Source organism: Acinetobacter sp. SWAC5 (genome assembly GCF_003419885.1).
Taxonomy (GTDB): Bacteria; Pseudomonadota; Gammaproteobacteria; order Pseudomonadales; family Moraxellaceae; genus Acinetobacter; species Acinetobacter cumulans.
Genome location: NZ_QUWR01000003.1, coordinates 100,354 through 126,534, shown reverse-complemented (window position 1 = coordinate 126,534; position 26,181 = coordinate 100,354). Strand labels below are relative to the sequence as shown.

General features: G+C 38.8%; 27 protein-coding genes. 13 read left to right on the top strand and 14 right to left on the bottom strand.

Annotated features, from left to right (window positions below; translation table 11 throughout):
• Positions 1-85: 85 nt before the first annotated feature.
• Together DYI81_RS03420 and DYI81_RS03415 are read left to right on the top strand one after the other, a co-directional pair.
• The gene (locus DYI81_RS03420) at positions 86-868 is read left to right on the top strand and encodes a hypothetical protein (RefSeq protein ID WP_117006717.1); all 783 of its coding nucleotides are present in this window, start codon (positions 86-88) and stop codon (positions 866-868) included.
• 261 nt (positions 869-1,129) lie between these two features.
• Positions 1,130-1,663, top strand: coding sequence for a hypothetical protein (locus DYI81_RS03415; RefSeq protein WP_117006716.1), 534 nt, complete (start codon positions 1,130-1,132; stop codon positions 1,661-1,663).
• A 140-nt stretch (positions 1,664-1,803) separates the two neighbouring features.
• Here DYI81_RS03415 and DYI81_RS03410 read toward each other — a convergent pair whose 3' ends face one another.
• The 4 genes from DYI81_RS03410 to DYI81_RS03395 form a co-directional block, all read right to left on the bottom strand.
• On the bottom strand, positions 1,804-2,355 hold the full coding sequence (locus tag DYI81_RS03410) for a GNAT family N-acetyltransferase (RefSeq protein ID WP_117006715.1): 552 nt from the start codon (positions 2,353-2,355) through the stop codon (positions 1,804-1,806).
• Positions 2,356-2,500: 145 nt separating this feature from the next.
• Complete coding sequence (gene aroC / locus DYI81_RS03405; RefSeq protein WP_117006714.1) at positions 2,501-3,586, bottom strand: chorismate synthase; 1,086 nt, start codon at positions 3,584-3,586, stop codon at positions 2,501-2,503.
• Positions 3,587-3,599: 13 nt separating this feature from the next.
• Positions 3,600-4,610, bottom strand: coding sequence for a 50S ribosomal protein L3 N(5)-glutamine methyltransferase (gene prmB / locus DYI81_RS03400; RefSeq protein WP_117006713.1), 1,011 nt, complete (start codon positions 4,608-4,610; stop codon positions 3,600-3,602).
• A gap of 73 nt (positions 4,611-4,683) precedes the next feature.
• Positions 4,684-5,079, bottom strand: coding sequence for a lysozyme inhibitor LprI family protein (locus tag DYI81_RS03395; RefSeq protein ID WP_117006712.1), 396 nt, complete (start codon positions 5,077-5,079; stop codon positions 4,684-4,686).
• Between the two features lie 156 nt (positions 5,080-5,235).
• On the opposite strand from DYI81_RS03395, the gene DYI81_RS03390 reads away from it, so the two are divergent.
• The 6 genes from DYI81_RS03390 (at position 5,236) to DYI81_RS03365 (ending at position 11,181) form a co-directional block, all read left to right on the top strand.
• Complete coding sequence (locus DYI81_RS03390) at positions 5,236-5,541, top strand: hypothetical protein (RefSeq protein ID WP_117006711.1); 306 nt, start codon at positions 5,236-5,238, stop codon at positions 5,539-5,541.
• Positions 5,542-5,685: 144 nt separating this feature from the next.
• Positions 5,686-7,059 carry an AarF/ABC1/UbiB kinase family protein gene (locus DYI81_RS03385; RefSeq protein ID WP_117006710.1) on the top strand — a complete coding sequence of 458 codons (1,374 nt, stop codon included), beginning with the start codon at positions 5,686-5,688 and terminating at the stop codon, positions 7,057-7,059.
• A 212-nt stretch (positions 7,060-7,271) separates the two neighbouring features.
• Positions 7,272-8,567 (top strand): acyl-CoA dehydrogenase family protein, encoded by a 1,296-nt coding sequence (locus DYI81_RS03380; protein WP_117006709.1) that lies wholly within the window; start codon positions 7,272-7,274, stop codon positions 8,565-8,567.
• 22 nt (positions 8,568-8,589) lie between these two features.
• Complete coding sequence (locus DYI81_RS03375) at positions 8,590-9,789, top strand: acyl-CoA dehydrogenase family protein (protein ID WP_117006708.1); 1,200 nt, start codon at positions 8,590-8,592, stop codon at positions 9,787-9,789.
• A gap of 88 nt (positions 9,790-9,877) precedes the next feature.
• Positions 9,878-10,366, top strand: coding sequence for a GNAT family N-acetyltransferase (locus tag DYI81_RS03370; protein WP_106984946.1), 489 nt, complete (start codon positions 9,878-9,880; stop codon positions 10,364-10,366).
• A 293-nt stretch (positions 10,367-10,659) separates the two neighbouring features.
• Positions 10,660-11,181 carry a transglycosylase SLT domain-containing protein gene (locus DYI81_RS03365; protein ID WP_228198704.1) on the top strand — a complete coding sequence of 174 codons (522 nt, stop codon included), beginning with the start codon at positions 10,660-10,662 and terminating at the stop codon, positions 11,179-11,181.
• Between the two features lie 532 nt (positions 11,182-11,713).
• Here the strand turns inward: DYI81_RS03365 and DYI81_RS03360 are convergent.
• Positions 11,714-11,950 carry a hypothetical protein gene (locus DYI81_RS03360; protein ID WP_106984944.1) on the bottom strand — a complete coding sequence of 79 codons (237 nt, stop codon included), beginning with the start codon at positions 11,948-11,950 and terminating at the stop codon, positions 11,714-11,716.
• Between the two features lie 205 nt (positions 11,951-12,155).
• On the opposite strand from DYI81_RS03360, the gene DYI81_RS03355 reads away from it, so the two are divergent.
• Positions 12,156-12,650, top strand: coding sequence for a CinA family protein (locus DYI81_RS03355; protein ID WP_117006706.1), 495 nt, complete (start codon positions 12,156-12,158; stop codon positions 12,648-12,650).
• A 78-nt stretch (positions 12,651-12,728) separates the two neighbouring features.
• On the opposite strand, the gene prpC is transcribed toward DYI81_RS03355, so the two are convergent.
• Together prpC and prpB are read right to left on the bottom strand one after the other, a co-directional pair.
• The gene (prpC, locus tag DYI81_RS03350) at positions 12,729-13,865 is read right to left on the bottom strand and encodes a 2-methylcitrate synthase (protein ID WP_117006705.1); all 1,137 of its coding nucleotides are present in this window, start codon (positions 13,863-13,865) and stop codon (positions 12,729-12,731) included.
• Between the two features lie 2 nt (positions 13,866-13,867).
• Positions 13,868-14,752: a methylisocitrate lyase gene (gene prpB, locus DYI81_RS03345; protein WP_117006704.1), complete on the bottom strand. Its 885-nt coding sequence runs from the start codon at positions 14,750-14,752 to the stop codon at positions 13,868-13,870.
• Positions 14,753-14,987: 235 nt separating this feature from the next.
• Here prpB and DYI81_RS03340 point away from each other — a divergent pair, with 235 nt between their 5' ends.
• The 4 genes from DYI81_RS03340 to DYI81_RS03325 all read left to right on the top strand — a co-directional run bounded on the left by DYI81_RS03340 (position 14,988) and on the right by DYI81_RS03325 (position 18,466).
• A complete protein-coding gene (locus DYI81_RS03340; protein ID WP_117006703.1) occupies positions 14,988-15,638 on the top strand; it encodes a TetR/AcrR family transcriptional regulator in 651 nt (216 codons plus the stop codon).
• Between the two features lie 118 nt (positions 15,639-15,756).
• Entirely contained in the window at positions 15,757-16,677 is a 921-nt protein-coding gene (gene argF / locus DYI81_RS03335) for an ornithine carbamoyltransferase (protein WP_117006702.1), read from the top strand.
• Between the two features lie 111 nt (positions 16,678-16,788).
• Positions 16,789-17,244 carry a hypothetical protein gene (locus tag DYI81_RS03330; RefSeq protein ID WP_228198705.1) on the top strand — a complete coding sequence of 152 codons (456 nt, stop codon included), beginning with the start codon at positions 16,789-16,791 and terminating at the stop codon, positions 17,242-17,244.
• Between the two features lie 82 nt (positions 17,245-17,326).
• Positions 17,327-18,466, top strand: coding sequence for a hypothetical protein (locus DYI81_RS03325; RefSeq protein ID WP_117006700.1), 1,140 nt, complete (start codon positions 17,327-17,329; stop codon positions 18,464-18,466).
• A 38-nt stretch (positions 18,467-18,504) separates the two neighbouring features.
• On the opposite strand, the gene DYI81_RS03320 is transcribed toward DYI81_RS03325, so the two are convergent.
• From DYI81_RS03320 to DYI81_RS03290, 7 genes are all read right to left on the bottom strand, one after another.
• Positions 18,505-18,858: a YnfA family protein gene (locus DYI81_RS03320; protein WP_117006699.1), complete on the bottom strand. Its 354-nt coding sequence runs from the start codon at positions 18,856-18,858 to the stop codon at positions 18,505-18,507.
• Positions 18,859-18,936: 78 nt separating this feature from the next.
• A complete protein-coding gene (gene clpA / locus DYI81_RS03315; protein WP_106984937.1) occupies positions 18,937-21,213 on the bottom strand; it encodes an ATP-dependent Clp protease ATP-binding subunit ClpA in 2,277 nt (758 codons plus the stop codon).
• A gap of 9 nt (positions 21,214-21,222) precedes the next feature.
• Positions 21,223-21,639 (bottom strand): ATP-dependent Clp protease adapter ClpS, encoded by a 417-nt coding sequence (gene clpS / locus DYI81_RS03310; RefSeq protein WP_117006698.1) that lies wholly within the window; start codon positions 21,637-21,639, stop codon positions 21,223-21,225.
• Positions 21,640-21,658: 19 nt separating this feature from the next.
• On the bottom strand, positions 21,659-22,411 hold the full coding sequence (locus DYI81_RS03305; RefSeq protein WP_117006697.1) for a DUF6776 family protein: 753 nt from the start codon (positions 22,409-22,411) through the stop codon (positions 21,659-21,661).
• A gap of 77 nt (positions 22,412-22,488) precedes the next feature.
• Positions 22,489-23,541, bottom strand: a complete 1,053-nt coding sequence (gene argC, locus DYI81_RS03300; protein WP_171356298.1) for an N-acetyl-gamma-glutamyl-phosphate reductase — start codon at positions 23,539-23,541, stop codon at positions 22,489-22,491.
• Between the two features lie 153 nt (positions 23,542-23,694).
• A complete protein-coding gene (locus tag DYI81_RS03295; protein ID WP_117006696.1) occupies positions 23,695-24,648 on the bottom strand; it encodes a hypothetical protein in 954 nt (317 codons plus the stop codon).
• On the bottom strand, positions 24,645-25,982 hold the full coding sequence (locus DYI81_RS03290) for a glycosyltransferase (RefSeq protein ID WP_228198706.1): 1,338 nt from the start codon (positions 25,980-25,982) through the stop codon (positions 24,645-24,647). Before DYI81_RS03290 ends, DYI81_RS03295 begins: the two co-directional genes overlap by 4 nt.
• Positions 25,983-26,181 lie beyond the last annotated feature (199 nt).

Below are 26,181 nucleotides of genomic sequence, written 5' to 3'. Positions count from 1 at the left end.
AGGCCAGTTTAATATGCTAAGCCCTTGATTATTTAATCAAATAATCGATAAATTAACGACTCAACCTAATATACTTTTATATTCGATGATCTCAAACGACCAATTTTCTGATTTTGCCAGCACCATTCGAAGCCATACATTGGAGCAACTTTATCTACAAGATCATCTCAAAATTGGGCAATCAGGTCATTTAAGTAGCTATTACGCCCCATTTGAAGCAATCAATTCAATGGCTCAAGTGATCTTTGTAGGGATTTGCCCAGGTAAAGCCCAGTGGCAACATGCAATTGAGGTCGCAAAAACAGGTTTAGAAAGCAATATTCCCCCTGCAACGTTGTTGCAAAAGATAAAAGCAGAAAGCGCATTTCGTGGCCCAATGCGCCGCAATATTGTACAAATGCTAGATTATGTAGGGCTACAACATAAACTTGGGATTGAAACTTCACAGCAACTATTTGAAAAAAATCAACACTTGCTACATAGTACTTCTGCACTTAGACACTGCATTTTAAATAAAGGGCAAAACTATAATGGTTCTACGCCTAATATGCTAAGAAATGAATTTTTACAGCAACATATTCATAGTTTTTTGATCCCTGAGATTCAACAACTTTCCTCTAGTGCTGTATATATACCCATGGGTTTAAGTGTTGCGCAGGTTTTACATTACCTTTCTAGCTTAGGCTATTTAAATGAAGGGCAAATTTTAGATGGATTCCCTCATCCTTCAGGTGCAAATAGTGAACGTATCCAATATTTTTTAGGACAAAAAACACCGGCTCAGCTCTCAAAAACCACTAATGCATATAAAATAGATCAAGAAAAAATAAATTTATCCAATAAAATAAGAAACTTAGAGTTTAAATAATATAATAACTCTCAAAAAATACTGCTTTGATATGGCAATGTTGAACACAATTCTCTCCAAAGTGCCATAAAAATCAACATATTTACGACGATATAATTTAATAAAATTTAATAAAATTTAATAAATCATCAATTTAGTTATTTGATTAATACAATTATTATTGAAAAGTGTGATTTATTTTACTTTTTATAAAAAATATGTGATTATTTTTATAGATTCAAATAATCGCTCTATAAAAATTACATTGTTTTGGAACTCAAAATGAAAAATTTACTAGGATTAGCACTTGTAACAGCTTTACTCTCTGGGTGTATTGCAATTCCAACTGGCAAATCTAAAGATAACAACCCTGCTTCCCTGATTAAAGGTGATAGCAATGTTGATAACTCTAAAAATGACATTACTCGTGTAAATACTCGTGGGCAATTAACTTGTAATAGCAATGAAGTTTGTCCTGAACTAGATATTGATTGGAATAAAAATCAAGGTCAATACAATGTTTCATTCCATTTATATGATCGACAGCAGTATGATTTAAAAGAATTTACTTTTATTGTAGATGGTAAAACGCGCTCATTTAGCACCATTGGCGCAACAACTACACGTAATATTAATAATTCAGGCATTTATGAGTCTACAAATAATGCCGAAGTTCCGAGTAATTTGTTTAGTCAAATCAATCAAGCCAAGAATATCCAAGTAGTGATTAGTACCAACCAAGGTGATATCACACGCGATATGCTTAGCCCAAATAAACAATCTGATGCATTCCGTTTATTCCGTCGTGCTTACTAATAACCAATAGCGGCTTAAAACTCTCCACTTTGTGTCTTTTAATCAGACATTTGCGTATCTTCGGATACGCTTTTTTTTTGCTCACTGTTATTTTTATATATCATCATTTCATCTTTAAAATTGAATCAAACAGACCTGGTTTATTCTAAGAGATTTTTTTGTAAATGAATTAAATGAACCTCTACAGCAGGAATACCCACATCAAGATCCGTAGGATAAACTTCCGTATATCCACTCTGCTGATAGCCTGCTCGTTCATAAAATGCAATCAAAGAGTGACGAACATTTAATACATACATATTTATAGTGTGAACTTCACTATACCTCTGATGGATATGTTGCTCTATAAACGTTAAAAATTGACGGCCTAAACCCTGATTTTGATAGTCTGGTTGCACCGCAAATGTTCCTATTTCTAACTGGCTTACATCATCTTGGTCATGTGTTAAGCCAATACAACCTAAAAGCATATTGTGTTGTTTCGAAAGATCATCTGTAGATTTTTCACATACCCATAATTCAAAATGTGGATCAGTTAATAAACTTTCCAACTGTTGTGGCTGTATACGCTGACCTTGAATAATATGCTGTTCATTGGTCCAACTCCGCCCAAGATTTTCACGATAGGCTTGATTAATTAAAACAACTAAATTCTGAATATCGTTCGATTCTGCACGACGAAATGTATTCATTATGGGCCTGCATATAATTATATTAGACAATGATTTTTAGTATTTTTATTGATACGACTGAGTAGCAATATATCGTGAATTGATTTTTAATCTATATTTAAATTAAAAAAACCAGACCGAAGTCTGGTTTTTTAGAAGCGCATATTTAAATAGGTTCAAATGGTGCGACTACATCAGCATTTTGCGCTCTATGACGCATGAAATGATCCATGAGCACAATTGCAAGCATCGCTTCTGCAATAGGTGTAGCGCGAACGCCCACGCAAGGGTCATGACGACCTTTAGTTAAAACATCTGTGTCTTCACGATTAATCGTAATGGTTTTACCAGGCGTAGTAATCGATGCTGTTGGTTTCAAAGCAATAGATACACGAATATCTTGACCGCTTGAAATACCACCTAAAATACCGCCGGCATGATTTGCCAAGAAACCATCAGTCGTCAGTTCATCACGTGTTTCATGCCCAAATTGCTCAGCAACAGCAAAACCGTCGCCAATTTCAACACCTTTTACAGCATTAATAGACATCATGGCATGGGCAATATCTGCATCTAATCGATCAAATACAGGTTCGCCCCAACCTACAGGCACTTGAGTCGCAATGATCTCAAGTTTCGCGCCACAGCTGGCACCTTGTTCACGAAGCGATGTTACCAAAGCTTCGAAACGAGGGACTGCATCAGCATCACCGCAGAAAAATGGATTATTTGGAACTTCATTCCAATCCAATTTTTCAGCTTTTTCAGTTCCAATTTGTGTTACATGGCCACGGATTTCAATACCAAATTTTTCAAGCAAGAATTTTTTAGCAATCGCACCAGCAGCCACGCGCATTGCAGTTTCACGTGCACTTGAACGTCCACCACCACGGTAATCACGGAAACCATACTTATGGGTATAGGTATAGTCTGCATGACCTGGGCGGAAGGTTTGTGCAATATTGCCATAATCTTTCGATTTTTGGTCCGTATTGCGAATGAGCAAACCAATTGAAGTGCCAGTGGTTTTACCCTCAAACACACCCGAAATAATTTCCACTTCATCTGGTTCTTTGCGCTGAGTTGCAAATTTAGATGTGCCCGGCTTACGTCGGTCTAAATCTTTTTGTAAATCAGCTTCAGTTAATTCAATACCCGGTGGCACACCATCAACGATGGCCATAAGGCCAACGCCGTGAGATTCACCACAAGTCGTTACACGGAACAGTTGCCCTATACTATTACCTGCCATGTCAAACGACTCCTTATGCTTGAATAGATTGAATGAATAAATCGCGGAATGTACGGCACTGTTCCGCAGTCAAAGCAAAGATGCCTGTACCGCCTTTTTGGAACTGCAACCAGTAAAAGTCAACGGTATTGAAGTTTTGACGCATTGCCCATTCAGAGTTACCCACTTCAATTACGATCAAGCCATCTTCCGTGAGGTAATCCGCTGCTTGTGCCAACATTTTACGCACAAGATCCAAACCATCTTGCCCTGCTGCTAATGCAAGTTCAGGCTCATGATGGAATTCATCTGGTAAATCAGCCATATCTTCAGCATCCACATAAGGTGGATTTGATACGATTAAATCGTATTGATTTTCTGCTGGGATTTTTGCAAATAAGTCAGATTCAAGCAAAGCCACTTGGTACTGTTTATTATGATGTTCTGCATTAATCGAAGCCACTTCAAGTGCTTCTTTAGAAATATCTGTTGCATCTACTTCTGCATCTGGATAAGCATAAGCTAAAGCAATTGCAATACAGCCAGACCCAGTACACATATCTAAAATACGTTGCGGTGTTTTAGGATTTGGGTTTTCTGGCAAGTTATTTACAGCCTCGCCCATCTGCCCATTTTCACCCAAGCAGTACGGTGCAAAACGGTTTTCAATCAGCTCTGCAATTGGAGAACGTGGAATAAGCACACGCTCATCAACATAGAATGGTTTGCCATAAAAATATGCCAAATTGAGTAAGTATGAAGTTGGCACTTTTTCGTTAATACGACGTTCAAGTAAAGCTAAAAATTCAGCAGCTTCGCTCGGCAAAACTTTCGCATCTAAAATTTCAGCGTCGGCATTCCAATCTAATGATAAGGTCTGTAAAACCAATGCAGAGCTTTCAGCGAAATAGTCTTCTGTACCTTGACCTAAATGTGCATCGTATTGACGTAATGCTGTTACACCAAAACGAATGTAATCTCGAATGGTGGATAAATTTTCAGCAGCTTCCTGCAAATGTTCAGGGCTAATAGTCGGTCGATCCACTTAAGGCGTCTCCAAGGTCATATTTTTTAAAACGCCTTATGATACCTTAGTTTTCATGGTTTTTTTGCAAAAATCACTTCATATTTTTATTGTTCAAACGGACTTCCATCATATCAGCATGAGACATTGTCATTTGGAGTGCACAACTAGAATTTGAAATAGAAAATGCTTTTGCTTTTTTATTTTGAATATTACATGCATGATCTCGACGCTGTAGCCAAACATCTTGAGACTGTTTTACTAGCGCTTGTTCGTTTTCTGCGGTTGTTTTTAGTGTTAATTTATACAAGTGTTTCACGCGTTTATTTTGCGCTTTGTATTCTTTAATCTGACAAGTATTAATACCATCAGATTGGCTTTGAGCTTTTCTCATACACGCTTCAAAATCGGCTGTGTAACCTAATGCAAATGCATTCACTGAAAAACCAGCACATGTAATAAACAAACCCTGTATTAAGCGCTTCTTCATTATCCCATCCCCAATACACAAACAAATATTTATATAAAATTATTCTGCATTTATATCATCTTAGATTTGTATTTTAAATGCTTTAACAAAGCGTGATTGAAAATTAAAAATTTAACTTCATATTACATACACTAAGTTCACTACATTTGATGAAACATGAGCTACAAGCACAATAACCTAATGGCAATGCGTCAAAATTACTGGGATGATGCACATACGCCTCGTGTTCATGAAGAAAAAGTGTTTTTTCAACGCCTTCTAAATGATTTAGGTATCTTTGAAAATGCCAGTCTTGAGGACGCAAAATCATTATTTTTTAGTCTTCCCAGCATTATTCTGATTAAAGGCTATGCCAAAGGTTTTACGGAACCTTCAATTCAGCAACTCATTACACAGCACATCGAATTGCATCGTAATGAACTGCAACAAAAATTTGATGTCAAAATTAAATTCAGGGTCTAAAGCCTTTTATTCTCTTATTTTAGAATTTTCAGTTGCATAACTACACTGTAAATTCAGCATGTTGAACTTTTTTAATACGTGCAGACCATGTAAGATTCGCTACAATGAATTTTTCTGCGAACTGTTGAACAGGATTAAGTTTAAATGTCAGATCAGAACGATAAGCTTAAACAATTGAAAACCTCCTCCATGGATCGACGCTTATCGATTGCGAAAGCCTCTTTACTGGCTGGTACGCGCTGGGCTGCCTCAAGTGCAAGCACAATGTTCTCAAGTGAAGAAGAAAAAGAACGTAAACGCAAAAAAGCGATGAAAGAACAAGCTGAGTATCTGGTCGCAGAAATTGGCAAACTCAAAGGCTCTATTGTTAAAATAGGCCAAATGATGGCTTTATATGGCGAACATTTTTTACCTGAAGAAATTACTCAGGCCTTAAATACACTGAATAACCAAACTGTTGCTTTGGCATGGCCTGCCATCAAAGCGCAACTTGAAGCACAATTAGGTTCAAAATTAAACGATCTCACAATTGATCATGAGCCATTAGGTACTGCGTCTTTGGCGCAAGTCCATCGCGCAACCCGTAAATCCGATGGCTTAGAGTTAGTGTTAAAAGTTCAATATCCTGGTGTTGCAGACGCTATTGATTCAGATATGAACTTATTTAAGAACATGCTTAAGCTGACACGAATGGTGCCTCAAACACGTGAGTTCGACCAATGGTTTGAAGAAGTTCGTGAAATGATGCATCGTGAAGTGAACTATAAAATTGAGGCAGATACTACTCGACGTTTTGGTGCTCGTTTAAAAGAAGACCCGCGCTATGCAGTGCCACAGATTATTGATGATTACTGTACTGGCCAAGTGCTATGCATGACTTTTGAACGCGGTGTGCCAATTAACAGCCCTGTTATGCTATCGCTTCCTCAAGAACGACGTAATGCTTTAGGTGAAGCCTCACTTGAAATTGCAGTTCGTGAAATATTCGAATGGGGTGAAATGCAAACTGATCCAAATTTTGGTAATTATTTGGTTCGCTTAGGTGATGGTGCAACAGTACAAGATAAAATTGTGTTACTTGACTTTGGTGCGATTCGTCAATTTGATGCCAATCTATTGAAAGTTGCGCGTAATTTAATTGAAGCTGGATACCATCATGATGCCTCAGAAATGGTGAATGCGATGACAGGCTATGAGTTCTTTGATGCCATGCCTCTGAGTATTAAACCAGATATGGCCAAAGTATTTTTACTGGCAACAGAGGCTTTTAGTAGCCCGTTAAATAACCCAGACTTGCCTGCTGGCGTGATGGATGAACACTTACGCTACGATTGGAAAAAGAGCCAATTACATAGTCGTGTGATGCAACGTGCATCTAAGTCTATGGCATCGCGCTACTTTAGTATTCCACCCAAAGAATTTATGTTTATAAGCCGTAAATTCATTGGTGCATATACTTTTATGACGGTGATTGAAGCAAAAACCAATGTTCGCAATATGATCCAAAAATATCAATAAAAATTCAGGCTTGAATGATACAGTGTCATTCAAGCCAATTTATCCAAAAAATAAAATTTTAAAATAATTATTAAATTATTAAAAATCAACATATTAAATACAAAATCTAGATTCTATTTACCGTTTATCTTAGCCAATAAACAATGTCAAAACTGACATAGTTTTTTTAAACTGCAAATGTCAGCATAAATTTGCGCTAAGGAATAATCCGTATGACCAACATGGTAAATAAAGCCCAAGGATTTGGGTTATCACTCATTACAAAAATTGCAGGCAGTGAAGTATTAGACCAACTAAAACTTCGAAAGTTTGTAGAAAAATCACTTTATCAAGGTTCAAAAGCTGGATTCAAAACACTGAACCAAACACAAAAAATTTTTAAACCTCAGCCTAATCTCAGCAAACAGCGCTTATCCAATCAACAAAAATCACTTTTTGATTTAAGTTTGAGTGAAGAGCAAACCATGATCTGTGATGCCATGAAGCAATTTGCCAGTGAGGTTCTACGACCTCTAGCTACGCAAGCAAATCATGACGAATTATTTCCACAACAACTATGGCAACATAGTGCAGAGCTAGGCTTAAATTTTTATGCTTTACCAGAAAGCCTCGGTGGTGTTGCAACTGAAAAAAATATTGTGACCAATCTACTGATTGCAGAGCAACTTGCACATGGAGATTTTAGTTTATGTGCTGGACTCCTCTCTAGTTTTAGTGCCATTAATGCGCTCACGCAATGGGGAACAGCGGATATTCAAGCCAAATATCTCACTGCTTTTAGTACAGATCCAGAACTTAAAGCCAGTTTTGCTGTGCAAGAGAACACACCTGCCTTTAATCCATTTGAACTTAAAACCCAAGCAACCGACCATAATGGCCAATATCGTATTAGTGGCGAAAAAACAGCTGTCCTCTTAGGTGAATCTGCGGATATTTTACTGGTCAATGCCATGCTCAATGGTCAACCCGAAGTTTTTGTGGTACCTCGCCACTCCTCTATTCAGTTTAAAAAATCATCTGCAATGGGCTTAAAACCAGCAGAAACCGTGACTTTATATTTTAAAAATACCCCTGCTGAGCGTCTGTCTGACCGAGACTTTAATTACAGCTCATTTTTAGATTTGGGCAATTTAATGTGGTGTGCACTTGCGATTGGTACATGCACTGCAGCCAAAGAATATTGCATTCAATATGCCAATGAGCGTACAGCTTTTGGTGAGGCTATTTCTCATCGTCAAAGTGTCGCATTTATGATTGCCGATATGGCCATTGAAATTGATGCTATGCGCATGCTGTTACTGAATGCAGCTAGCCTTGCAGAATCAGGGCAGCCTTTCCATCGTGAAGCATATTTAGCGCGTCTACTGTGTGCCGAAAAATCAATGAAAATAGGTACGGATAGTGTGCAAATTTTAGGGGGTCATGGTTTTACCAAAGAGCATCCTGTAGAGCGTTGGTATCGTGATTTACGTGCCGTAGCCATCATGCAATCTGGCCTACATGTATAAAAGATAAGACAAGGACACCGTTATGAATTTACAAAATCCTAAAAAATTTAAAATGCTCATTGATCAAGCACATGAAGTTGCTTTAAATGTGCTACGCCCAATTTCACGTAAATACGATAAAGCAGAACATGCCTATCCGAAAGAGCTCGACATGTTGTCATCTTTGGTCGATGGGATGAACCAAAGTGGTGATGGACTGAACGCTGGTGCCGCAGTGAATAAACGTGGCGATACACAAACAGGCAATAAAAATGGCGTAAATATGTCAACAGCACTGAGTGTTGTTGAAATGTGCTATGGCGATACAGGCCTATTACTCTCTATGCCCCGTCAAGGCTTAGGAAATTCTGCTATTGCTGCTGTGGCAAATGACGAACAACTTAAACGATTTGAGGGTGTGTGGGCGGCCATGGCGATTACAGAACCTAGCTGTGGTTCGGACTCGGCTGCCATTCGTACAACCGCAACTTTGGATGGCGATCATTACATCCTAAATGGCGAAAAAATCTTTGTGACCAGTGGAGAACGTGCAGATGCAGTTGTCGTGTGGGCGACCTTAGATAAAAAATTAGGACGTGCTGCAATTAAATCCTTTGTGGTTGAAAAAGGCACTCCGGGCATGAATATTGACCGACTAGAGCATAAGCTCGGCATTAAAGCTTCAGATACCGCAGCAATTAGCTTTATTGACTGTCGTGTCCCTGCCGCCAACCTATTAGGCAATGCCGAAATAGATGTAGCCAAAGGTTTTGCTGGTGTGATGGAAACTTTTGATAACACTCGCCCTTTAGTTGCAGCTATGGCTATTGGTTGTGCAAAAGCGTCTTTGGAGCGTATTAAAGAAATATTTAAAGATTCAATTGATCCTACTTATGCAACGCCCTACCTACAAAGCTCAAACATCGCTGCGCAAATTTACCGCATGGAAGCTGAATGGGAAGCTGCTCGACTCCTAATGATTAAGGCCGCGTGGATGGCAGATAACAAAATTCCAAACTCACGTGAAGCATCTATTTCTAAAGCCAAAGCAGGCCGTATAGCCAATGAAATCACTTTAAAATGCGTCGAACTGGCAACGTGTGTGGGCTATAACGAAGATGAACTCCTCGAAAAATGGGCACGTGATTCAAAAATCCTTGATATTTTTGAAGGTACACAACAAATCCAACAACTCATTATTGCTCGCCGTGAGCTAGGAAAAACGTCAAGTGAACTGAAGTAGTAGAATATTCTTGCTATTTTTTCTTCAAAAAGACACAAGAGATGATTTTTTTGCTATAAAAAATCATCTCTTTTTTTATCTTATATTTATGTATCACATTCGCCCCATTCAACAAAAAGATAATCTACAAATTGCAACCCTAATTCGCAAAGTTTCACAAGAATTTGGATTAGCACCTGAATCTGGATTTGCTGTTGCCGACCCTATTTTAGATGATTTATATCAGGTCTATAGCCAAAAGAATGCACAATATTGGGTGGTGGTTAATGAAGATGATCAGGTTTTAGGTGGTGGTGGTATCTCACCGCTTCAGGGTGACCCCAATGTACTTGAAATACAAAAAATGTATTTCGATGTTTCTTTACGTGGTCTAGGCTTTGCCAAAAAGATTTTGGCAACCGCATTTGAATTCGCAAAATTACATCATTTTCAAATCTGTTATTTGGAAACGACTTCAAGCTTATGGCAAGCAGTCAAACTATATGAAAAATTGGGATTTTCACATCTAAAGGCTCCAATGGGCGCTACAGGACACAGCCATGCATGTGAAATTTGGATGGCAAAAGACATATTTTAATGCGCTATCGTCGCCTTATATACACGTGCTATAGCCGTTATTTCATCATCAGCTATGCTGATAAAAATCTGTGATGAATGCACTACGTTCGTTGGTTTTGTAAAAAGAGCAGATGATCTGACAGTTTTTACTGAGTAACATTTTGCAATCAGAATCATGCTGTTATGTGCTTGACCTAACATGGATGTAATTGATAATGATTACTAGCTTAATTTGTAATCCCCTAAAATAGGACTTTTATGTACGCCAATAGATTTTTCAATTTTTGCCAAACTTTTTCTGCTCAGCAAAACATGCTGAAGTCCGCGGTACTTTTTCTAAGCTTAAGCACACTTGCTGGTTGCTCTTCTCTTGGCGGTGGATCTGTAGAAAAACGGGCAAAAAAATTATCTGTAGGCATACAACGGGCTTATTCTGTCGCACCACCTACGGCTGATCGGGTATCACCAATGATTATTCAAAGTGCCGAACGCTATCAAATGGATCCATTATTAATGGCTGCCTTAATTCGCCAAGAATCATCTTATAGAACGAATGTAAGCTCACCTGCAGGTGCTGTTGGTCTGACGCAAATTATTCCACGTTATTGGCAAAACACCTGTATGGGTGATTTATTTGATGAAAATACCAACATTAACTGTGGGACTTACATACTATCCAAATACACTCAACAAGCTGGCGACAGCAAAAAGGCCTTGGCTTATTACAATGTTGGGCCTACAGGTTATAACAATAATCGTGCTATGAAAAAACAAGGTAAACGCTATGCCAAACAAGTTAAAGCTCATCGTAAATCGTTAAAAAATGCGCTTTAAATAAGCTTAAAAGTCACCTCATCTCGCTGTACCTAGTAACTCACATAAAAAAAGAGCAATGTGATGATCACATTGCTCTTTTTTCTCCGGCTAGCATCAGGTAACACATTTAGCTGGAGTAAATATTTAAAGAAGAATCCTATACTGGATTTATCACATAAAAATAAACAACCAAAAATGCTAAAATCACAATTGACAATATGAGGTAAGTACCTGAAGTATTAAAGCTTTTAATGAATTTTAGAATATTCATGACTCAAACTGCTAATACATCGGATTAATTATACGTTTTTACGCAACACATTCTGTGAATTGTATCTTTTTTTAACCATTTATTACATTTAATTACAATTAAAATCGTGCACCAAACCATGAACTCTCACACCAATAAGTTATTTATCACATGCTTTTTGTAATCTATAAACAATTTCACATTTTAAAATTAATTCTATTTTTAAGTATTCACCCTCTATCTGACAAAAGTATAGCGATAAAAAAACTCCGATATTCGGAGTTTTTTTATCGCTTTTCATTATTCGCTTAAAGCGAGAACTTTTACGATAATCGTTTGTGAATCTTCAAACTCTTCCACAATTTGTAATCGCTTCAGCTCTTTGCTTTTGACTTTGAACTTGTGATTTTGATATGAAATTTCTGCAGGAATTTGGTCAAAATACTGACTGTCTGCCTCTAATTCCTCTTGAAAAAGTGGCGTGCCTAATTGGTAATCTAAGCTTTTTAAAACGACATACTTTACTGTTGTTTTCATCAATGTATCCTACTTTCTTAACACACTTTATTTTTATTTTTACCACTGTTTTGAGTGAAGTAAAACCTTTAATTTCAAAATTTGCCCATACTTTAATCATTTAAACCATAAACACCAAATTGAAATAAGTTTCAGTAAAAAGTTACTATACTTTCAAATATTTAAACATTATTGCTAAAATACATTAAAAACTTAAAGTTCAAAAATGCCTAAAACTCAATTAATACAATGTTGCCAAACCCTTGAGCACAATCATAAAACGATTGCCTTTATTGAAAGTGCGAGTTCAGGTTATCTTAGTAGTCAATTTTCTATCTATAAAAATTCTGGCGCAGATATTTTATTAGGTGGTTTAGTCAGTTATGACCCAAGTATCAAAGTGTCTATTTTAAACATATCCTCTCAGCTTATAGAACGTTATACCGCTGAATCGGCTGAAGTAACTCAAGCAATGGCACAGCAAGGAAAATTGCTCTTTACGCAAGCAGATGTAATTGTGGCATGTACAGGTTTGCTCAAGCCAGGTGGAAGCGCCACAGTAGACAAACCCGAAGGTACATTTTTCATTAGTATTTTATATCAAAAGCAGTGTTATAACTTTCAATATTATTTAACAGGACAACCACTTAGTCGCCTTGAACAATTGACGGAACTGGTCGCACAAGAAGTTGATACACTCATTACACAGCCCCTCAAATAAGCTTATTCATCTAAATTAAAAAAATTCAATATACAAAAAAGCCTCCGAAGAGGCTTTTTGAAAACTAAAATTTAAAACTTATGCAGCGGAACGCTCTGTAATCGGCACCACTTTACGCAGTTCAGGGCCTGTATAGTCCGCACTTGGGCGAATAATACGGTTATCTGCACGTTGTTCCATCACATGCGCTGCCCAGCCTGTTACACGTGACATTACAAAGATTGGCGTGAATAGTTTCGTTGCAATATCCATGAAGTGATAAGCAGAAGCATGGAAGAAGTCTGCATTACAGAATAATTTCTTCTCGCGCCACATTACTTCTTCACAACGTACGGATACTGGATAAAGTACGGTGTCGCCAACGTCTTTTGCTAGGCGTTCAGACCAGATTTTAATGATGCCGTTACGTGGATCATTGTCTTTGTAGATCGCATGACCGAAGCCCATGATCTTTTCTTTACGCTCAAGTTTACCAAGCATTTCACGTTCTGCTTCTTCTGGCGACGTCCAGTTTTCAATCATTTCCATCGCTGCTTCGTTTGCACCGCCGTGTAATGGGCCACGAAGTGAACCAATTGCACCTGTGATACATGAATGCATATCTGACAATGTTGATGCACATACACGCGCTGTGAATGTAGAAGCGTTAAATTCATGCTCTGCATATAGAATAAGTGACACGTTCATCACTTGTTCATGCAATTCATTTGGTTTTTCACCACGCAGTAAATGCAGGAATTGAGCACCGATTGAATCATCATCGGTATTTTCTTCTACACGTACGCCGTCATGGCTGAAACGGTACCAGTAGCAAATGATTGCAGGCAATGTTGCAAGAATACGGTCTGCAACATCTTGCTGCTCTTCAAACGATTTTTCAGTTTCAAGGTTACCTAACATTGAAACACCTGTACGCATCACATCCATTGGGTGTGAGTCAGCAGGAATACGTTCTAATACTTCTTTTAATGCCTGTGGCAATTGACGTAGTGACTTCAGTTTAGCTTTATACGCTGCAAGCTGTTCTGTTGTTGGTAATTCACCAAAGAAAATCAGGTACGCAACTTCTTCAAACTGACAGTTTTCTGCCAAGTCTTGAACGTCATAACCACGATAGGTTAAGCCCGCACCACTTTTGCCTACAGTTGAAAGTGCCGTTTTACCCGCTACTTGTCCGCGCAGTCCTGCACCTGTGAGTACTTTTCCTTCAGCCATTTTTATTTTCCTTCGGTGAATAATTTATCTAATGTATTTTCAAATGTGTGATAGTCAAGGAACTCATAAAGTTCTTTACGCTGTTGCATTTTATCCAGCACGTTGACTTGCGTACCCTCATTACGGATGGCATGCATCACTTCTAATGCTGCTTTTTGCATTGCACGTGTCGGAGACAATGGATAAAGCACCATGCTAATCCCTTGCTCAGCAAGTTCTTCTTTGGTGTAGTAAGGGGTATCACCAAATTCTGTAATATTGGCTAATACAGGCACACCTACTGCATCGCAGACAGTTTTGTACATGGTAATGTCAGTCATGGCTTCAGCAAAGATCGCATCTGCACCTGCTTCTACACATGCACATGCACGGTCGATCACTGCTTGCAGACCTTCTTTTTGCAAAGCATCTGTACGCGCCATCACCACAAAGTTTGAATCGGTTTTTGCATCTACAGCAGCCTTAATGCGGTCGACCATTTCCTGCTGCGTCACAATTTCTTTGTTTGGACGGTGTCCACAGCGCTTTTGTGCTACTTGGTCTTCAATATGAACCGCGGCTGCACCGGCAGCAATCATTTGCTTTACACTGCGTGCAATATTAAATGCACCACCCCAACCTGTGTCGATATCCACCAAAAGCGGTGTGTCTACACGTTCTGTAATACGACGGACATCTTCTAAAACGTTATCCAGACTGGTCATACCTAAGTCAGGTAAACCATAAGAATAGTTCGCAACCCCAGCACCCGAAAGATAGATGGCTTTATAACCCACCTGTTTCGCCATCATTGCAGCATAAGCGTTGACTGTGCCGATAATTTGTAATGGTTTTTCCACTTCTAATGCTTGTCTAAATCTTAAACCTGCAGACGTTTGTTCTGTCATATTCCCTTCCACAGAGGTCTCTATATTTGTTGAGGCTTGAGTATAACCATAATTATTTGGTGTGCTATGACCAATTAGAATTTTTACTCTATAACTTTAGTCAAATATTTTTGAAAGATATAATATTATTTCGTGACTGTATATTGCTTAGTCAATACAGATGATTACACCCTCTTTGTACAAAGATTTGCTATAATTACAAGTGTTATTTTTAGTGGATCTATTTATTTCCAATATGCAAGATTTAGCTCAGTTAGAACCGCTCGCACGCGACTTACCACAAACTAAACGTGGTCATGAACGATGTGTCGCACTTTTAGAAAGTGGTGCTGAACTATTTCTACGACATGGATATGATGCCGTTTCACTTGATGATATTGTCAATCATGCAGGTGGCTCAAAAGCATCCATTTATAAATATTTTGGCAATAAAGAAGGCTTGTTTAAGTCAATTTGTGATTATCGGCGCGATCAATTTTTTAAAGATATTTGCGTCCCATTTAATCCTGAGCTGTCTAGCTTTCGCAATTATTTAGTTCAAACCCTTTTAAATTTTCAGCATCATTTGAACCAACCCGATAAAGCCGCATTTATGCGTTTAGTCCTTGAGCAAAGTCAGCGCAACCCTGATATTGCACAACATATCCATGAGCACGGCCCAAAACAAATTCAATTGGCGATTGCAACAGCACTGGAAACTGCTCATCAGAAAGGTTTACTGGTCTGTGAGCACCCGCTTTTTTCAGCACAATTTTATTTTGGTATCTTACGTAATTTAGAATGGAAAATTTTAATGGGTCTACCAAATGAAGAAACTGATCAAGAAAACATCAATTACATAAATTACTGTGTAGATCGCTTCTTAGATGGGCATCAAAAGTCCTAGTTTTTTTTGCATTTTTGCAGGTTTTTGGTATAGAGTACTTGATTCTCCTTTTTTTCTTTAACCAACCAACAACTAATTGTTGTTTATTTTTTGATTCAGCAATTATTGTGGAGTAATCATGGCTCTGCGTCATTTTCTGACTTTACGCGATTTATCGACTTTAGAACTTAACCAAATTGTGCAACGTGGTATTGAGCTGAAACGCAAACAGCACAACAATGAAGTGTTCCAACCGTTTGTTGGCAAAGTAATGGGCATGATTTTTGAAAAATCAAGCACTCGTACGCGTGTATCGTTTGAAGCTGGTATGAGCCAGTTTGGTGGTAGTGCAATTTTCCTTTCATCACGTGATTCACAATTGGGTCGCGGTGAACCTGTAGAAGATTCAGCACGTGTTATTTCAAGCATGCTCGATATTGTCATGATTCGTACTTTCGGCCATGACATTGTTGAACGTTTTGCTTCTTACTCAAAAGTTCCAGTCATTAATGCTTTAACAGATGACCACCACCCTTGCCAACTTCTTGCCGATGTACAAACCTTTGTTGAACACCGTGGTTCAATCGAAGGTAAAACAGTTGCTTGGATTGGTGACGGCAACAACATGTGCAATTCATATATTGAAGCTGCACACATGTGGGGCTTTAAATTAAAAATTGCTTCACCAAAAGGCTATGAACCTCAAGAGCAATTTTTGTCTGAATTTGCGCACTGCGTAGAGCTTGTAAACTCAGCTGAAGATGCTGCTGTAAATGCAGATCTTATTGTGACTGATGTTTGGGCAAGTATGGGCCAAGAGGAAGAGCAAAAAATCCGTGAAAAAGCATTTGCAGATTACCAAGTCAATGAACGTTTAATGGACTTGGCGCATCCGGATTGCCTATTTATGCATTGCTTGCCTGCGCACCGCGGTGAAGAAATTTCAGAAAATATGCTCGACCACAAAAATGCAGTGGTTTGGGATGAAGCTGAAAACCGCTTACATGCTCAAAAAGCGCTGGTTGAATTCTTAATTAACGAAAACCTTAAAAAAGACTAAGCCTTTCGTTGAATAAAAAGCGCCTTCGGGTGCTTTTTTTTATGCTTCATGGATATAATCAAATGGTCTTTTAAAATTCTAATAGCGACCATTTTTATGCATCTAAAAAAAATGAGCTTTTGCCTGTCTGCAGTTTTAGCTTCTGCATTTTTCCACACTCAAGCATCTGAATTTGATCAATACCTGCAGTCAAAACAGATTATTGATGAGAATTTTAAGATTCAAGAGCCCAAACAGCTGGATGAACTGCTCAGTGTATTAAGTGCAGAAGATTCTAAAACACTGCCGCTCGAAATCGACCACAATACTATTATTGAACAGCTCAGCTTAACTTCTAAAAAAACTGAGCTTAAAGGCATGATTATCACACCTGATTTTGCACAGTTTGAGCAAGATCTTGGATCTAAAGAAGTTCAGAAACTCATTAAGAAAAATTTAATACAGAACTGCCCTATTTTCTTTGAGCATGAATATCAGAAAAGAAATCCCTATTTGGTCGAGTTCGATTTAAGTTCAGAGAAAAACCACTACAAACTTGAATTAAAGCAAAAAGATTGCGGTATTTAATCATCGGCAAATATCCTATTTGCTATATGGATAGGCTTCTGCAACAATTCCTGAATATTTCAGAAGCCTGCTCACGATAATAATGCATCATAAAAAACTTAAAATAAGTTTGGCCACCCTATTCCTCTTATTTATTTTTATTCAATTATTCCAATATAAACAATACCTTGATATCAAATTAGATTTATATTCAAGTTATGGAACCATGACCACAGAAAAGGTGCAGAAGATTTTTCTTCAGCCGCAACAAGCCCAAGCCAGTTATAAGGCCATCATTGCAATACCTGGACTGACTGCCACAATAGATAAATGTAGTTTTTTACAGCTTCCTTGCTTGCATAGAAATTTCATCACTGTGCCCATTCAAGGCGCTGCAAATCCAACCACTCACAGTATTGTTTTCCATATTCCTGAGTACCACCGATGGCTGTATAAGCTCAGTAATTTCAACTACTCGCTACCAAAGTCTGATCCAAAAAATAATGCTCCCTCAGTTATGGAAGGCCAGCTAGTCATTCAGACTCCTTTTACTTATGGAGGAGGAAATATACTGCAACAGGCAATATCTATTGGCACAGCTTATGAAGGCCTACTCGGAACTCTAAGCTTCAGTAAACAAGGCTATGAAACACAACAACATATTAATGCTGACTTAATCAACAACGGCCAGCCTGCACCTTATCAATTTGCCCGTCATCACCATTATTTTGGTTATATGCAAAACAGCGGCATTCGGCAGATAGATAATGTTCAAAGCAGTGACCATAACGCTGAATTAAAGCACCGCATTCCAAATGTGGACGAAGTCTATGAGGCACGAAAATATACAGCTCAGCTGGATCAATTGCATTTTGAAAATTATGTCATTCGCGCCAAGCTCAAAAATGTCAGCACTTGCAAGGAATATCCAAGTTTTGAATACAACATATTCTATATTAATGGAAAACTAGTGCACTATGAGTCAACACAAACAGATCAAACCAATTGCAAAACACACTATATAAACCTTAGTCGCTTTGAAAATGGAAGTATCGACACATTTGGACACAGTATATACAACAACAAAAGCAACCAAATGCATTATGCAGAATGGCATTATCTGTGCCCTATCAAAAGGTATTCCGCATTAGGACAATGTGTACTTGCAAAACCCAATGATCAAGAGATTCAAAGTATTGAAGCGGATATTCATCGCATTGTGAAATGGTTTGAGCCTGTTTAGATTCACTCCATTTCATGCCTCATATAATCTTCCAAAGCCTAACGGATGAGCCCCTGCGGCTGCAGAATAATTAAAGCCGCCCCAACAAGCACGACTGCGCCGCCAGCCAAATCCCAACGGCTTAAACTCACCTGATCTACATAGCGCAGCCACAGCAGCGCTGTAAAAATATAAATACCGCCATAGGCCGCATAAATACGCCCGGAGGCAGCCGGATGTAAAGTCAACAGCCAAACAAAAGCCCCCAAAGCCAGAGCAGTTGGAACCCATAACCATTGGCTTTTGTTTTGATTCAAAATTAAATAAGGAAAATAACAACCTAATATTTCCATCACAGCAGTGACTAAAAACAAAAAGAATGTCGTTAATATTTTAGCAAATGGCAAATCCAAAACGTTAAGCCCTTCAATTATGTGGATAGTCAAAAAATAACCCGTGAGAACACGGGTTATTTTAAATCAGTTGTGAAATTATGCTGGTTCAGCGGTTTGATCTTCAAATACTTCAAGTTTCAAGCCAATCGCTTTGCCATTTTCTTTCTTCACAGAAACGGCAACGTTACCGCCATGCTCTGCTAACTCACCAAATAAAATCATTTCAGCAAGTGGTTTTTTCAAATGCTCTTGAATCAAACGTTGCATCGGTCGAGCGCCCATCAGGCGATCATAACCATTTTCAGCCATCCATTCACGGGCATCTTGATCCACCTCTAGCATCACTTTTTTATCATCTAACTGTGCTTGTAGTTCAGTTAAGAACTTATCAACCACATTTTCAATGACTGTTGTAGGCAATGCACGGAACTGAATCACACCATCCAAACGGTTACGGAACTCTGGTGAGAATGCTTTTTTCATTGCATCTTGGTTGTCATTACTGTTGTCTTGATCCATAAAGCCAATGCTGACGCGAGAAATACTTTCTGCACCAATATTCGTTGTCAGCACCAACACTACATTACGGAAATCAGACTTACGTCCATTATTATCCGTTAACGCACCATGATCCATAATTTGAAGCAATAAGTTAAATACGTCTGGATGTGCTTTTTCAATTTCATCTAACAACAATACACAGTGTGGATTTTTATGAATCGCATCCGTCAGTAAACCGCCTTGGTCAAAACCAACATAACCTGGAGGCGCACCAATTAAGCGAGATACGGCGTGACGCTCCATGTATTCAGACATATCAAAACGTACGAGTTCTACACCTAGCAGTTTAGCCAATTGCTTGGTAACTTCCGTTTTACCCACGCCTGTTGGGCCAGCAAAAACAAAACTACCAACGGGTTTGTCTGGTGACTTCAAGCCTGCACGTGACAGTTTAATTGCTGAAGACAAGGCTTCAATCGCTTCATCTTGACCAAAGACCACACGTTTCAAATCACGCTCTAAATGTTCAAGAACTGATTTATCATCCTTAGATACCGTTTTTGGCGGAATACGGGCAATTTTAGACACAATATCTTCGATATTTTCAACCGTAATTGCGGTATCGTCTTGCTCTGCCTTCAATCGGCGCTGTGCACCAGCTTCATCAATTACATCGATGGCTTTATCTGGCAAGAAACGGTCATTAATAAATTTAGCAGATAATTCAACCGCCGAAACCAAAGCTTGATCTTCATACTTCACATGGTGAAATTCTTCAAATTTAGATTTCAAACCGCGTAAAATATCAATCGTTTCTGAAATTGAAGGCTCATTCACATCAATTTTTTGGAAACGACGAGATAGAGCATGATCCTTTTCAAATACCTGACGGTATTCTTGGAAAGTTGTTGAACCGATGCAACGTAAAGTACCATTTGCAAGTGCTGGCTTAATCAAATTCGATGCGTCCATCGTGCTACCCATGCTTGAGCCCGCACCAATGATCATGTGAATTTCATCAATAAATAACACTGCTTCTGGTTTTTTCTTTAGCGCATTTAACAATTGTTTTAAGCGCTTCTCAAAATCGCCACGATACTTGGTTCCTGCAACCAATGCACCAATGTCCAAACTAAATACTTCAGCATGCTCAAGTGGCTTAGGCGCTTTACCATTTACAATGAGCCAAGCTAAACCTTCTGCAATAGACGTTTTACCTACGCCGGGATCACCCACCAACAGCGGGTTGTTTTTACGGCGACGGCATAGAATTTGAGCTGCGCGTTCAATTTCTTTTTCACGGCCAATTAAAGGGTCAGTTTTGCCCTTTTGCGCTTCTAGATTTAAATTGGTGGTGTAAAGCTCTAATGGGCCAGCATTGGCAGAAGCTGCAGATTCGCCATCCAGCTCTTCTACTTCTTCTTCAGCTTGTACTTCTTCTTTACGTGTTCCATGAGAAAGGTATTGAGTCAGAGTCAAACGATTAATTTGATGGCGTTTAAGTAAATACACCGCAAAAGAATCACGCTCAGAATACATCGCCACCAAAATATCCGCACCTTCTACAGTACGGTCACCACCGCTAGATTGCACATGAAAAATGGCACGTTGCAAAATACGGTCAAAGCTTTCCGTAGGATGCGGTGCTTGATCCTGATTTTCACCCAATTTTGGGGTGTGTTGTTCGACGTATTCTTCTAACTCTTTGCGAAGCACAATAATGTCTGCGCCGCATGCTTTTAATGCATTTACAGCAGAGTCATTATCAAGTAAAGCCAATAATAAATGTTCTACCGTCAAAAACTCATGTCTCTTTTGACGAGCCATGCTGACAGCCAAACGTAATGATACTTCTAATTGACGACTGAGCATGCAACCCCCTTAATCTTTGGACTCAATCTGACAAAGTAATGGATGACCTTGAGACCGAGCGTAATTATTGACTTGGTTCGCTTTAGTCTCCGCGATGTCTCGCGGATAAACACCTGCAACACCTTTTCCTTCATAATGTACAGTTAGCATTACTTGAGTAGCTTGGTCAAGATTCATTGCAAAGTATTGTTGTAAAATTTCAATAACAAAGTCCATTGGGGTGTAATCATCGTTCATTAAAACGACAGCGTACATCGGTGGACGTTTAAATTGAGGCGGCGCAGTCATTACCGCAGTATTTGAATCACCTTCTTCATGCGAATCGTCGTTGCTCAAGCGTGGGCTGAGATGCCAATCGACCAATCCAGATTGATGAAAAGAGTCTTTGATACTCGACAGGCTAATTTGACGCTTATTTGTTCGCATATTTTTTTTATTACACACTTTAGTTTACGTTTGCTTCAGTTTGTGGGATCTCGGAAAGGAATGCAGCTTGATTATCTACTGCAGGGCCTTTTGTCCAACTGAAACGACGGGTGACTTGTTTACCTGAACCATTTAAACGTACCTCAATAAAACTTGGGGTAAAGCCTTTAGGCATAGTCCATCGACCCGTTAAACGTTCATTGTTTTCAAAATTGAAGTTTTTGTCTTCCATAGGTACAGTCAGAACTTCTGTACCTTGAATTAAGCGCATTTCCACACTACCTGAAACATTGGCTTTATTTGGACTCACCTGCATTAAATCCAGTTGATATTCAAAAGCATTTTCAGGTAAAGGTTTAATAGCCAAGTGTTGGACTGCCAATGCAATACCACCGCGTTGGCGTAATACCTCACGATATAACACACCAAGATTTTCTGCTTGCTCTTGTGCATCACGTGATTTAATTACAGATAATCCTAAATCATTTGAATTGCTTACTGCTATATCGCGCTCTTGCACAGCAGTATTGAGTGATTTGTGGAGCACAGCCAATTCAGCTTTTTGCTTTTGCACAACTTCAACCAATTGCTCCGCATCCGCATCATAGCCCACCACCGTCAGGCCTTGACGATGGCCAACGGAATAACCCAATAAACCACTGCTCAGCGCAATGATTGCAGCACCTGCAACCAAAGGCATATTACTTTTCAAAAATGGTTTGTTGTTACTTGAAGTCGGTTCTGACGTGATATTAGAGTCTGTATTCGGCATCGTCGTCTCTTATTTGATTTATTCAAAACACACATTTAAATCGAAATCTAAATGTGTGTGAAGTTTTAATGCGTTTCTTATGGTAATAAACCAATGCCTTGTAACCCTGCATTTTCTGCAAAATTAAACATTAAGTTCATGTTTTGTACTGCTTGACCAGCAGCACCTTTTACTAAGTTATCTTGTACTGCAAGAATTACTAGTTTCTTAGGCTGTGGTTTATACAATGCAATACGTAATTGGTTAGCGCCACGTACTGTACGTGTTTCTGGTGAACTTCCCGATGGCATCACATCTACAAACTGTTCATTTGCATAGAACTGTTCATATAAGTTTTGCAAATCTGCAGTTGCGCCAGCATCCGTTAAATCGATATAAATTGTGCTGAGCATGCCACGAATCATTGGCACCAAATGAGGTACAAATAAAATTTCGTTAAACACACCTTTTTGACCTGAAATATTTTCGAGTGCTTCTACAATTTCAGGGTGATGACGATGACCCGCTACACCGTATGCTTTAAAGTTATCTGCATTTTCAGAATAGATCATGCCAAGACTTGCTTTACGACCTGCACCTGAAACCCCAGATTTTGCATCAATAATAATACTTTCAGGTTTCACTAATCCTTCAGCCTTGAGCACAGGTGCTAAACCCAATTGCACTGTAGTTGGATAGCAACCTGGGTTACCAATCACTGAAGCTTGTTGAATTTTTTCACGATTCAGCTCAGACAGGCCGTAAACAGAATCTTTTAGAATTTCTGGGCAAGCGTGCTCTAAACCATACCATTTTTCAAACTGTTCAAGATCTTGCAAACGGAAGTCAGCAGCCAAATCAATCACTTTGGTATTTGCTGCAACTAATTCAGCAGCATGTTTCATCGCTACACCATGTGGTGTTGCAAAAAATACAACATCACATGCTTTTAATGCATTGATATCAAGGTCTGAATATTTGAGTTCAGTATGGCCACGTAAGCTTGGAAACATGTCATCGACACGGCGACCATTTTCAGTACGTGAAGTTAAAACTTTTACTTCCGCGTTTGGATGACGCAGTAAAATACGGAGTAATTCAACGCCTGTATAACCTGTACCGCCGACAATACCAACTGAAATCACGCTCATTACCTCAAATCTAAACTATCCATTTATAAGGTCGTAGTATGACAGGAAGTTAATATTTTCTGAACAGTTTTGCCGAGCTGTTGGCTGAATTTTATCATTTTACCTAAACTTAAAAAGCCAAGCTAAAGGTGAATTCAATTTTTGACAGCATTGTTAAAACTTAAGTACCCATTCGCCCATTAAATAACGATAGCTATAGTCGACGCCATAATATGAAGCACTGTTACTATAACCCGCATTTAAGCGCACAAATTGGTTTTGATGGATTGGGCTCTGTATGTTCAGTTCAAGCAGTTTTGTTGATTGGCTCGGTGCATCAGCCACTTTTTCTCGGCCATAACCAACGGTCATACCCGTCGTCCAACCACTGAATCGTTTACGCCACCCCAGTGCCAGCATACTTTCTTCATAATCTTTAGGATTAAAATACAAGCCTGCAACATCATCAGCATCACTTCGATACATACGGTATCGCGCCTGCAAAGTTAAGCCATGTTCTAAGGATGGCTGATAGATTAATTTTAAGCGACCATGGTCACGGCGATTATCATCAGAGAAAAGCTGTGTTGCAGCCAAACCAACCACGGTAACATGTGGCCCTATTTGTTGATCAACCGCTCCACCCAAATAAGTAAAATGAATACCTTGCTCTAAAGCTGGTCGTGTTTCGACCCAATCTCGATTGGCAAATACTTCTACTGCGGTACTTTTAGTTAATGGTTGACGATAGCTACCATCAAAGGTGGCTAAGGTATGGTCATTTTGTTCAAACACCCCAGCTTCGAGCGTCCATCCATTTGCAGTCGCCGCTTCTACATTCTTAGCAAGAATTGAAACTTTATAAGCATCACTTTGCCAATCATCAATTTTATAATTATAGGCACTAAAACGTGCGCCTAAATAATCATTTGCATTGGTGTATTGAGGAAAAACTTCAGCTGATAATTTTTTTGTTTCAAAACCTTCACTATCATGGCTAATGAAAAACTCAGTACCCGCAGCCCAATCTGAGGGTTGGGTTGCTGAAGACTCACCTGCCTGCACATCGGTTGAAAGTAAGCACAAAAAGCATAATGAGAAACCAAAATTTATATTATTAGATTTCATTTAGTACCCCATTTTTTACGTGTTTTCAAAATTTCGTCCAAGTAGCCTAAAATGCTTGCTGGTTGCAACAAAAAACTATAAGCCAAAACATATACAAAGAAACCCATTAGGTTTTTACGTATTTTAAGATCCATAGCTTTAAACATACGTTTTTCAATACTGTAATTGAGAAAACCCAACAAAAAAGCCATAGGTAAGAGTGCCAAAGTCATTGGACCAACTATCCAAAAATGACCAAAACACGCCAGAATAATTCCAGGAATAAAACCAAAGGTAAACGCAATATCCAACCACGGGAAAAGCACATTCCAATGAATAAAGAAGGTGGATAATCGTGGCTTAATTAAAATACCTGGATGCTTAATAAAAGCCTCCATCATGCCACGTGCCCAACGCTGACGTTGTTTAACAAACACGTTGAGTTCCGTCGGCGCATTGGTAAATACACAGGCATCCTCCGAATGTCCGATACGGTAACCTGCTCTGAGCAATGCCCAAGTAAGTACAATGTCCTCACCTACACACTCAGGCCAGCCACCCACTTCAACCAGTGCATTACGATCATAAATTGAAAATGCGCCTTGAGCCACCAGCGTACCTTGATATAAAGACTGTAAGCGTTTTGTCGCAGCAATTCCCAAAAAATAATCCCACTCTTGCGTTTTTGTCAGTAAATTATGACGTGAATTTCGTACCAAAATTTTACCTGCAACAGCGCGTGTATTCGGCGGATCTGCAACATAGCGCTCCACAATGCATTGCAAAGCAATACGGTGTAAGTAGGAATCTGCATCAACAGTAAGCACCAAATCATGTTTGGCTAATTTCAAACCCTCATTTAAGGCATGAGCCTTACCTGCATTTTGGTTTAAATCCAATAAAGTCAGCCATGAATACTGAGCTTCAGCCTGTTTGACCAGTTGCGCAGTACGATCTTTAGAACCGTCATTAATCACAATGACTTGCAGTCCACCCAGATAATTCTGTCGATCCACACTCTTAAGCGTGTCTAGAATAGAAGATTCTTCATTATATGCAGCAATCAAAATTGTAATATTTGGATAAACATCTAAGATTTTTCGTTTAGGCCTTTTATCCATCAACAAACTTAAAGCAGCAAAGGAATTCATAAATCCAGGAATAATCGCAATACCATAAATAAAGAATATCGCTGCAACTGACCCAATCAATTGGCTCAAATCACGGATCCAATTTTCAGCCATCCATAAAGAAAACCATGTCCACAGACAGGCTCCAATGAAAGCGATCACAAATTTAACGCGAACAGAAATATACAACCGTGTAGCGGGACTGCTACGATCTTGGCTAACCATATATAATTACTTTAAGCGTCTATTATTAACGCTGAGGGAGAGAAAAAAATACGTGATTGAAAATATATAAATTGAATAAATTTAAATACACCCGTACTCAAATTAATCCTAAAAATCACTTTTTTAAAAAAACGTGATTAAAATATACCCAACCTCAATAGCCACACATAATAATATTAATAATTCACAAAACAATACA